Source organism: Desulfosporosinus sp. OT (genome assembly GCF_000224515.1).
GTDB lineage: Bacteria > Bacillota > Desulfitobacteriia > Desulfitobacteriales > Desulfitobacteriaceae > Desulfosporosinus.
The window spans coordinates 21,760-31,978 of record NZ_AGAF01000231.1 but is presented as its reverse complement, the minus strand read 5'-3'; the positions used below and the strand labels follow the sequence as shown (position 1 = coordinate 31,978).

The 10,219-nt window shown below is 46.0% G+C and carries 9 protein-coding genes; 1 reads left to right on the top strand and 8 read right to left on the bottom strand.

Annotated features, from left to right (window positions below):
• From coaBC to DOT_RS21635, 8 genes are all read right to left on the bottom strand, one after another.
• On the bottom strand, positions 1 to 739 hold a 739-nt coding region (gene coaBC / locus DOT_RS21670), incomplete at its 3' end, for a bifunctional phosphopantothenoylcysteine decarboxylase/phosphopantothenate--cysteine ligase CoaBC (protein ID WP_009623587.1).
• Positions 739 to 945: a DNA-directed RNA polymerase subunit omega gene (gene rpoZ, locus DOT_RS21665; RefSeq protein ID WP_009623585.1), complete on the bottom strand. Its 207-nt coding sequence runs from the start codon at positions 943 to 945 to the stop codon at positions 739 to 741. The genes coaBC and rpoZ, both read right to left, overlap by 1 nt.
• Complete coding sequence (gmk, locus tag DOT_RS21660; RefSeq protein WP_009623583.1) at positions 942 to 1,550, bottom strand: guanylate kinase; 609 nt, start codon at positions 1,548 to 1,550, stop codon at positions 942 to 944. The genes rpoZ and gmk overlap by 4 nt, the downstream gene beginning before the upstream one ends.
• A gap of 9 nt (positions 1,551 to 1,559) precedes the next feature.
• Entirely contained in the window at positions 1,560 to 1,835 is a 276-nt protein-coding gene (locus DOT_RS21655) for a DUF370 domain-containing protein (protein WP_009623581.1), read from the bottom strand.
• Between the two features lie 14 nt (positions 1,836 to 1,849).
• The gene (locus DOT_RS21650) at positions 1,850 to 2,728 is read right to left on the bottom strand and encodes a YicC/YloC family endoribonuclease (protein WP_040413130.1); all 879 of its coding nucleotides are present in this window, start codon (positions 2,726 to 2,728) and stop codon (positions 1,850 to 1,852) included.
• 324 nt (positions 2,729 to 3,052) lie between these two features.
• Positions 3,053 to 4,225, bottom strand: a complete 1,173-nt coding sequence (locus tag DOT_RS21645) for an LL-diaminopimelate aminotransferase (protein ID WP_009623577.1) — start codon at positions 4,223 to 4,225, stop codon at positions 3,053 to 3,055.
• A gap of 49 nt (positions 4,226 to 4,274) precedes the next feature.
• The gene (gene dapF / locus DOT_RS21640; RefSeq protein WP_009623575.1) at positions 4,275 to 5,111 is read right to left on the bottom strand and encodes a diaminopimelate epimerase; all 837 of its coding nucleotides are present in this window, start codon (positions 5,109 to 5,111) and stop codon (positions 4,275 to 4,277) included.
• A gap of 344 nt (positions 5,112 to 5,455) precedes the next feature.
• The gene (locus DOT_RS21635; protein ID WP_009623573.1) at positions 5,456 to 8,194 is read right to left on the bottom strand and encodes a calcium-transporting P-type ATPase, PMR1-type; all 2,739 of its coding nucleotides are present in this window, start codon (positions 8,192 to 8,194) and stop codon (positions 5,456 to 5,458) included.
• A gap of 191 nt (positions 8,195 to 8,385) precedes the next feature.
• Here DOT_RS21635 and DOT_RS21630 point away from each other — a divergent pair, with 191 nt between their 5' ends.
• Positions 8,386 to 10,218: an NFACT RNA binding domain-containing protein gene (locus DOT_RS21630; RefSeq protein ID WP_009623571.1), complete on the top strand. Its 1,833-nt coding sequence runs from the start codon at positions 8,386 to 8,388 to the stop codon at positions 10,216 to 10,218.
• The last annotated feature ends 1 nt before the right edge of the window (position 10,219 follow it).

The following is a 10,219-nucleotide window of genomic DNA, read 5'->3' as shown; positions in this document are numbered from 1 at the left end:
TACTCACTCCAGGTGGGGTAGCTAAATTGGTAGGAGCACTAACAAGGATAGTCTCCGCACCTGCTTCCTGTAAGGCTTGAGCGATGGCATACCCCATCCGACCTGAACTCCGATTACCCAGATAGCGAACAGGATCAAGCGGTTCTTGAGTTCCTCCCGCGGTCACAAGGGCTTTCTTACCTTTTAACCAATCCGAACCGACGAAAAATCGAGCTAAGGATTCCACGATTTCCACTGGTTCGCTCATTCGTCCGTCCCCTTCGGTACCACATGCTTGAAAACCTGTGGCAGGTCCAATGATCTGGACCCCTCGATCCTTGAGAATTGCCAAATTAGCTTGAATCGCTGGATGATGATACATCGCATGATTCATGGCAGGTGCCACAAAGATCTGGGCACGGGTAGCCAATAGAACTGTCGAAAGGAAATCATCAGCCAAGCCTATCGCCATCTTGGTCATTATATTAGCTGTGGCCGGAGCAACAACGACAGCATCGATGTGCTCAGCCAAGGCAATATGCTCGACATTCCACAGCTTAGGCTCGTTGAACATTTCTACATACACTGGATTTGTCGAAAGACTCTGCAACGTCAGCGGGGCAATAAATTCTGTTGCAGATTTTGTCATAGCAACGCGAACCTCGGCGTTCAGCTTACGCAACCGGCTAACCACTTCCGCGGCTTTGTAAGCTGCAATTCCGCCAGTGACCCCGACGAGAATTTTTCTCCCTGAAAACATTACTGGCTCTCCTCAGGGGTACATTCATAGCTATATTCAGAACGTGAAATCTCCTCGAGTGAAATGCTTACTGGCTTAATGCCCTTAGCTAAATCCTCATGTTTGGCTTCTTCCATTATCATACGCGCCCGTTTGGCAACCACTATAACCAACGTATACTTGCTATCGACCTTATCCATTAGAAGGTCAAGTGAAGGTTGTTTCATCTAGACTCCCCCTTAAAAACAAACGGCTTTCGTTTAACCCGACACTTTTCTGCTACGAGGATACTCTTTAGTTTATCAACAGCCGCAGGAACTTCGTCGTTAATAACTACATAATCGTATTCACTCACATATCCCAGTTCCTGAATTGCAGTAGCTAACCGTTTCTGAATAACTTCCTCAGTCTCAGTTCCCCGTTTGTGTATGCGTTCTGAGAGCACATCCAGAGAAGGTGGAACGATAAAGGTAAAAACTCCTTGCGGAAAACATTTTTTAACTTGTAACGCCCCTTGAATTTCGATTTCTAAAATAACATCCTGCCCATCCTGTAAGGCCTGCTCAACTGCAAATCTAGGTGTTCCATAATAATTATCACAGAACATAGCCGATTCTAATAATTCATCCCTGACGATCATGGATTCAAATTCCTTACGCTGACGAAAATAATAATGAACCCCCTCCACTTCACCGGGGCGAGGCGACCGCGTCGTCATCGAGACAGAATATTTTAAGTTGGGCATTTGACGAAGCAATTCTTGACAAAGCGTTCCTTTGCCGGCACCTGAAGGGCCTGAAAGGACAATTAGCAATCCATGACTTTTTTCCACGCTACACCTCTAATCTGCCGGGTCTTCTGCGTGGGTGCTAGACTCTTTTGTTGAAAGACGATGGGCCACTGTTTCCGGCTGAACTGCTGATAGAATCACATGATGGCTGTCACAGATAATCACAGCCCGTGTACGCCGACCATAAGTGGCATCAATGAGCATGCCCGCATCCCGCGCTTCTTGAATAATACGTTTGATCGGTGCGGATTCCGGACTTACAATCGAAATAATTCGGTTGGCAGATACGATATTGCCAAACCCAATGTTAATGAGCTTAATGTCCAAGTTGAATCCTCCAATTACTCTAGATTTTGAATTTGTTCGCGAATCTTCTCCAGTTCGCTTTTTACATTAACTACCTGTTGTCCAATCATTAAATCATTGGCTTTTGATCCTATGGTATTGATTTCTCTGTTCATTTCCTGAACTAGGAAATCTAGTTTGCGCCCTACCGGCTCGGAACTTCGCAAAGCCTCCCGGCTCTGAGTTAGATGACTGTCAAAGCGAACTAACTCTTCCGTGATTGAGGCTCGGTCCGCAAAATAAACCACTTCATTCGCCAGTCGAGCCGCATCCAATTCAACCTCTCCTAGAAGCGTTTGAATACGTTCCTGCAGTCGTTCTTGATAGGCTGTCACGACATAAGGTGCACGCTCAGCAATTGTTTGCAAATACTCGGCAATTAGCTCAAGCCTTTGCAATAAATCGGTCGTTAACTTTTCTCCTTCAGTACGACGCATTTGCCTGAAACCATCGGAGGCCTTCAAAAGTGACTCAGCGCACATACTCCACAAAGTGTCAAGATCGATTTCAGGCTCTACAACCGAGAGAACCTCCGGTAAATTAACGAGACGGTAAATATCCGTCTCATAGGTTGTATGTAGAGCTAAGGCAAGATCCTTCAATGTCTTATCATACGACAGTGCTAAATCTTTGTCAACCTTCACCAATCTCTTTCTTGCTTCAGTTTCCACCACATTAACATGCACTTCAATCCGACCGCGCTGGAACTTCTCAAGTAACGTTTTACGTATTCGCTCCTCAAAACCCGTAAAATTTCGCGGTGATCGTACTACTATTTCTAAAAACCGATGATTAACGGATTTAAGCTCTACAGAGAACTGATAACCAACTCCACTTGACTCTCCCCGCCCGAATCCCGTCATACTATTCGCCACATTCCACCCAGTTTAGCCACCTATCAACTGGGTTTATTCACCCCTTTATGATTTATTCTGAAGGTACAGAGCAATCTTGTCTAAGTAATGTTCCCCGACCTATTCCTTTACTATTTTAGTATAACAGATTGCTTTCAATATTTCCTATTGGCCCGCCCCCCTATACTCTTAAAAATAGGCAGATCAACTCGAAAAAAACACAATAAAACACCTGTTTCTATTACCATCAACACTGAATTTGATATAAATAAATGATTTCTTAACTCAAAAAATCCCAAGCTCATCTTGTTTGAAGAGCTTGGGGATTTAGCGGTTTAGTCGATACTAGAATTCAAACTTCCCAAAATTATCCTGCAAACGTTGTAGAGCTTCCCTCAATCGTTTCGTATTAGTCGTTAAAGAAATGCGGAAGTAACCCTCACCATATTCCCCATAGCTGTTACCAGGAGTAATCACTACACCTGTCTTATCTAATACTAATTCACAGAAAGAAGCTGAGGTAAAGCCTTTTGGTACTCTTGGCCAAACATAGATCGTAGCCTTAGGGCTTTCCACCGTCCACCCCAGAGCCGTTAGTCCTTCGATGACAATATCTTGTCGTTCCTGATAGATCTTACGATTTTCACCGATAATATCTTGATTTCCTAAAAGCCCCTCAATAGCAGCCTCTTGTATAGCCTGAAAAACCCCTGTGTCAATGTTCGATTTAATACGCCCAAGTGCCTCGATAACCCGAGCATTTCCTGCTGCCCACCCGATTCTCCAACCCGTCATATTATAGGTTTTGGACATGGAATGAAATTCAATTCCAACATCCTTAGCGCCCGGAACCTCTAGAAAACTCAAGGGCTTATAACCGTTAAATGCAATCTCCGAGTAAGGTCCATCATGGCAAATAATGATATCATATTTTTTAGCAAAGGCAATAACCTTCATATAGAAGCTTTCATCAGCTATAGCGCCCGTAGGGTTATTAGGGTAATTCAAAAACATAAGTTTAGCCTTGTGCGCAATCTCTTCTGGGATCCTGTCAAGCTCCGGCAAGAAACCGTTTTCTTCTTTAAGCGGCAGAGCATAAGGAACCCCTCCTGCAAGTGCGGTCCCGACACCATAGACCGGATAACCCGGGTCCGGAATCAGAGCAATATCTCCGGGATTAAGATAACAAAACGCTATATGGGCAATACCTTCCTTTGATCCGATAAGCGAAACCACTTCTTTTTGGGGATCGATTACAATATTTGAACGCCGCTTATACCACTCCGCTACCGCTTGGCGAAACTCCAGCATTCCTGCGTAAGAAGGATAGCGATGATTTACCGGATTACGCGCGGCTTTTACCAACTTGTCAATAATATGATCTGGAGTCGGGAGATCAGGATCCCCTATTCCCAGACTAATAACATCCACGCCCTTGGCCTTGGCCTCTGCTATCTTTTCGTCAATACGGGCAAATAAATACGGGGGCAACGCTTGAATTCGCCGCGCTTCTTCCATATAAGGAAATCCTCCTTTGCGCCTTAGGGCTATTTACAGACATGTTAAATTAGCGTTCTAACCATTCGCCCTTAAACACATAAGTTGCAGGACCAGTCATATAGACATGATTGTCCGCTCCCCATTCGATAAATAAGTCTCCACCTGGCAAGTGAACAGTTACTGCACGTTCAGTTTTATTGTTGAGCACCGCAGCAACCACAGAAGCGCAGGCACCCGTGCCGCAGGCAAGCGTTGGACCAGCACCCCTCTCCCAAACTTTCATGATCATCTCCTGTGAAGAGTTGATCAGAATAAATTCGACATTGGTTTTACGGGGAAACAAGGGATGTTTCTCAATTGCTGGACCAACACGCTCAAAATCCAATGTGGAAAAATCATCCACAAAAATTAGGCAGTGCGGATTTCCCATGGAAACAGCTGTATATTGAAATGTTTCTCCTAACACTTCCAGAGACTGTCCCACCACAGGCTCCCCTGGGCTCAAAACTGGTATGAGGTCTGCCCGCAAAATAGGCTCACCCATATCCACTTGTACTCCATGAACCTGGCCGTCTTGTATATTAAGCTTTAGAGTTAGAACACCCGCAAGGGTTTCTACACGCATTGGGTTATGTTTAACAATTCCTTGATCATATACATATCTTGCGAAACAGCGAATACCATTACCACACATCTCAGGTTCGGATCCATCTGAATTAATGATTCGCATCCGAGCATCGGCGACTTCCGAAGGTAGAATTACCACTAACCCGTCCCCACCAATACCAAATTGACGGTGGCAAAGCTTTATGGCCAACTCCGAATAGTCAACATCTGATACAACAGAAAAATGGTCTAGGAAAACGAAGTCATTCCCCAGACCATGCATTTTAACGAATTCCATCGCGTTCACTCCCTCATAATCGATATTCGAGGTTCGAAGTTCGAGATTCGACTATCGAATATCGCACGTTTAGACTCTAGATAAGTTCACCCAATACTAATGATAAAATTCCTTATCCTTAGCAAAGTAAAATTATTTACCCCCATTATCTTATTAAAAGAATACTCTGCGGGGTAAGATAGGTCAACCATTTGACGCAAGTATACACGAGAAGGAGGAGAGTTATACATTATACATTTGCGAACTACTCAGCTATGGGCGACCATACCTGTTGCTAACTACCACTAAATCCAAGTTCGAGGCACGAAATTCGCACCTCGAGCTTGGAACCTCATTCCTCGCATTTATCCCTTTACCATAGACGGTTTTCCTTGCCAACTGTGCTTTAGGAGCCGCGCAAATCCAATTAGAACAGATGGCCCACCCGCCACGCACAGAATTAAAATCCATTGCCAACTGTGTAATGGTGCGGTCTTAAAGATAGCTTGTAGAGGCGGCAGATAAATGACACTGAGCTGCATAAGTGTAGAAATTAGCACCGCTCCAACAAGATAGGGATTTGTAAGCAAACCCACCTCGAAGATTCCTCGTTCTTCAGAACGGCAATCAAAGACATGGAACAATTGAGAAAAGACTAAGGTAGTGAAGGCCATAGTTCGAGCACCTAACATATTCACTCCCATAAAGAGCCCGACTACAAACACAAAGAGGGTTCCTAATCCGATCATCGTCCCCCGTATCCCTATTTTACTGGCCAAACCACGTGCAAAAATACTCTCTCCTGGAGTCCTGGGGGGACGATTCATAATGCCAGGTTCAGCTCCATCCACCCCGAGAGCCATTGCCGGCAAGCCATCGGTAACCAGATTAACCCAGAGGATTTGAATTGGTAACAGCGGAAGTGGCAAGCCCACAAGTGTCGCTAAAAACATTGTTAGAACCTCACCTAGATTACAGGAAAGTAAATAGCGAATGAACTTTCGAATGTTGTCGTAGATCCCTCGTCCTTCTTCCACTGCAGCGACAATCGTTGCAAAGTTATCATCTCCTAATACCATAGATGAAGCTTCTTTGGTTACATCTGTTCCAGTTAAACCCATAGCCACTCCGATATCCGCTTCTTTGACCGCTGGGGCATCATTTACCCCGTCACCGGTCATAGCAACTACCTGATCATGTTTTTTAAAGGCCCGCACGATTCTAAGTTTATCCTTCGGCGTCACGCGGGCATAAACAGAAACATCCATGACCTGCTCACTTAGCTCCCGATCAGACATTTTTTCAAGTTCTTCTCCGGTGATAACTCCTTCGCTCGTCCCCCGTAAAATTCCCAACTCATGGGCGACGGCTTCTGCCGTTAAGCGATGATCGCCCGTAATCATGACCGGTTTAATGCCAGCTTGCCGACAAACTTTTATTGCTTTGACGGCACTCCCTCGAGGAGGATCAATCATTCCGAGCAATCCAACAAATGTAAGGCCTTGTTCAATGCGCTCGTCGAGGGGCTCTGAATCTGACAAAGGTTTCTCTGCGACAGCCAGAACCCGGAGAGCATGCCGTGCCATTTCATCATTAGCTCGCATAATACTTCGCACACGTTCATTCGACAGCTCCTTGACCCCTTGCGCGGTCAACTCTTGCCTGCACAGCCGCAGAACCATGTCTGGCGCCCCTTTAACATAGGCCATTCTACCCTGTTTAGTCTGATAAACAACACTCATTCGTTTCCGGTCGGAATCAAAGGGCAACTCCCCAATGCGTTCTTGTTTACGTTCCAGAACCTCGCGCCATATTCCCGCTTTAGCCGCAGCTACTAAAATGGCGCCCTCTGTAGGATCTCCCTCAATACCCCAGGGAGAATCATTTCCCTTCGAACGAAACAGTCCGGCAACTTGAACCCCTTTCTTGGTCAACATGGAATTGTTGCAAAGAGCCGCAATCTTTAACCCTTCTCGCAGAGGATCACGATCTTTCTCTGGATCAGCACCCTTGAACTCCCCTTTAGGATCATAACCTTCTCCAGAAACGCTGATTCGTCGTCCATCGGAGTAAATCTGACGCACCGTCATTTCGTTCTGAGTCAGCGTACCTGTCTTATCTGAACAAATTACCGTCGCACAACCCAAAGTTTCAACGGCAGGAAGTTTTCTGATGATCGCTTGCCTCTTCACCATGCGCTGAACTCCCACGGCCAAAGCAACCGTGACAATAGCAGGTAAACCTTCCGGAATGGCAGCCACTGCCAACGACACTCCGGTGAAAAACATTTTATAAAAGTCCTCTCCTCTTAAAACTCCCGTCACCACCACAGCAGCACAAACGAGAAAGCTGATTAAGACTAGCCATTTGCCAAGTTCTGCCAAGCGCTTTTGCAAGGGGGTTTCTTCCTCTTCCACACTTTGAATCATACCTGCAATAACACCCATCTCTGTTTCCATACCGGTCGCCACCACTACACCAGCCCCTCGGCCATTAACAACCGAAGTTCCCATATAGCCCATATTTTGACGATCGGCCATGGGGGTTAGTTCTTCCCTGAGCGGTGAGATGCTCTTACCCACAGGATGAGACTCACCTGTCAGTGCAGATTCTTCCACTTGCAGATTGACGGCCTGAATCCAACGTACATCAGCCGGAATGCGATCTCCAGCCTCAAGGAGCACGATATCCCCAGGCACTACGTCCGCAGCCGGAATCCTTTGCTCCATGCCTTCTCGCAACACCCGCGCTTCAGGGGCGGTAAGGGAACGAAGCGATTCCATCGAACGCTCCGCGCGATACTCCTGAACAAAACCGAGAATAGCATTAATAATTAGAATCGCCAAAATCGTGATTGCATCCGCTATTTCGCCTAAAAGCCCAGATACAACCGTGGCTACCAGTAAAACCAAAACCATAAAATCCTTGAATTGCCCCAGGAACAGAAAAACAGGATGAACTCCTTTTTTTACTGCCAAAACGTTTTTTCCAACCTCAACTAACCGACGATGAACTTCTTTAACGCTTAACCCTTTACCCGGATGCACATCCAAGGCCTTGGCCACGTCAAGCCAAGGCAACACATGCCATGCCTGTTGCTGCATGCCCTTCTCCTCCTTTTCGTGTCACGCGCTTCGCAACTCGTGCCTCGCGCGTATAGCTTTGTCCCTTTTGTAGTACATGCTTATTCTCAAAGGCTGAGAAAAATGCCTCGCTAGAACAAGTGTGTTATACTAAAAAGTGGCGAACTTGCTTCGCTACAATGATTCAGTTCTGTGATGAAAGGAGTTCTCACATGGCCTTAGACGGCGTGACCCTTGCCTATCTAGTTAAAGAACTTGCTCCACAACTCATCGGAGCACGTATTGATAAAATTCATCAACCAGAAAAAGAAGAAATCCATTTTCAAATGCGGCATCAAGGAGCTAGGCGCCTCCTGCTCAGTACCAGCGCGACCTCACCTCGCTTCCACCTCACCCAAGAAAACAAAAAGAATCCAACTTCCCCGCCCATGTTTTGTATGATCTTACGCAAACACCTCGAGGGTGGCAAAATCGTCAAGCTCCACCAAAGTGAGCTAGAACGAGTTGTAACCTTAGACATTCAAAATTACAACGACCGCGGCGATCTAGTCACCTTGCAATTACACTTAGAAATCATGGGGAAACACAGTAATCTCATCCTCGTAGACCCGACGACGAATACGATTCTCGACGGCCTTAAGCGGTATTCACATGCTGTAAGCCGCTACCGAGAAGTATTACCGGGTCGAGCTTACCTCGCTCCTCCCTCTCAGGGAAAGCTGTCTCCCCAAGAGGACGAAGAACTTTGGCGACAGGCTCTTTATAAGGAAGAACTAGATCACCCCATAACGAGCATTCTTCTCGCCCGTTTTGCCGGGATCAGCCCGGAATTGGCCCGTGAAATCGTGATTCAAGCCGGCTTGACTACAGAAATCCGCCTCCACCAATGCGGTGATATCGATTTGGCTCGGCTTTTTCAGGCCTATCGCCGCTTGAGCAATCCCGCAGAGATTCTGGAAATCCAACCATGTCTTTACTATAATTCTTGGAACCAGTCCCTTCCTGTGGCGTTCACATTTATTCCCTTTCAACAATACCAAGAGTTAAAAATGGTGAGCGTTCCTGAGTTGAATGACGCAATTCTTGGCTTTTATCAGTCAAAATCCACTAACAACACAATTGAATCGAAACGAGGTTCTCTGCGCAAAATAGTTCAAGAACAACACTCGCATTTCAGCAAAAAACTCAAACTATATGATGAAGCTATGTCCAGCGCAGAGTCCAATCTAAAGTATCAGAAATGGGGAGAACTCCTTACCGCCAACCTCTATCATATTCCTCCTGGATCGACTGAAGTGACGGTGGAAGATTATTATGACCCCGCACTTTCTTCCGTAGTCATTCCCCTCAATCCTCATATCAGTGCCATTGACAACTCTCAGCGCTATTACAAGCTCTACAACAAAGCGAAGGCCACATTGCTTAAAACTATTCCCCTCAAAGAAGCTGCTCTCGAAGAAGTGAAATACCTCGCTTCCTTAAAGGTCAGCTTAGATCAAGCATCCACGCTGGCAGAGCTTGACGATATCCATCTCGAGCTAATCGGTCAAGGATATGTGGCAGGAAAACATATGAAAAAGGATAATCCTAAACAAAAAAAAGTCCGCTCCAAGGCGAAGGCGACTACAAAGTCCCCTAAGGATGTTCCTCAGCCAAGAATCTATCGTTCTAGCCAAGGTAGAATAATCTATGTTGGAAAAAACAATGCCCAAAACGATTGGTTGTCCTTACGTAAGGGTAAGCCAACCGACCTTTGGCTCCATGTCAAAGTCATTCCCGGTTCACACGTCCTTATTCCTCTCGAAGAGGGGGAAGAGTTCCCGGATGACGCCACCCTTGAAGAAGCAGCTGCCCTAGCAATCTATTACAGTCAAGCTCGCGGTTCTTCACAGGTCGCCGTAGATTACACGCATGTCAAACAGCTAAAGAAACCTAACTCAGCCAAGCCCGGAATGGTGATTTATGAACAGAACTGGACTTTATATCTCACACCCAAACCAGAAATTTTAGAGAAGTTGCTGTCCAGTGAAGAGCTGTCAGAATAAA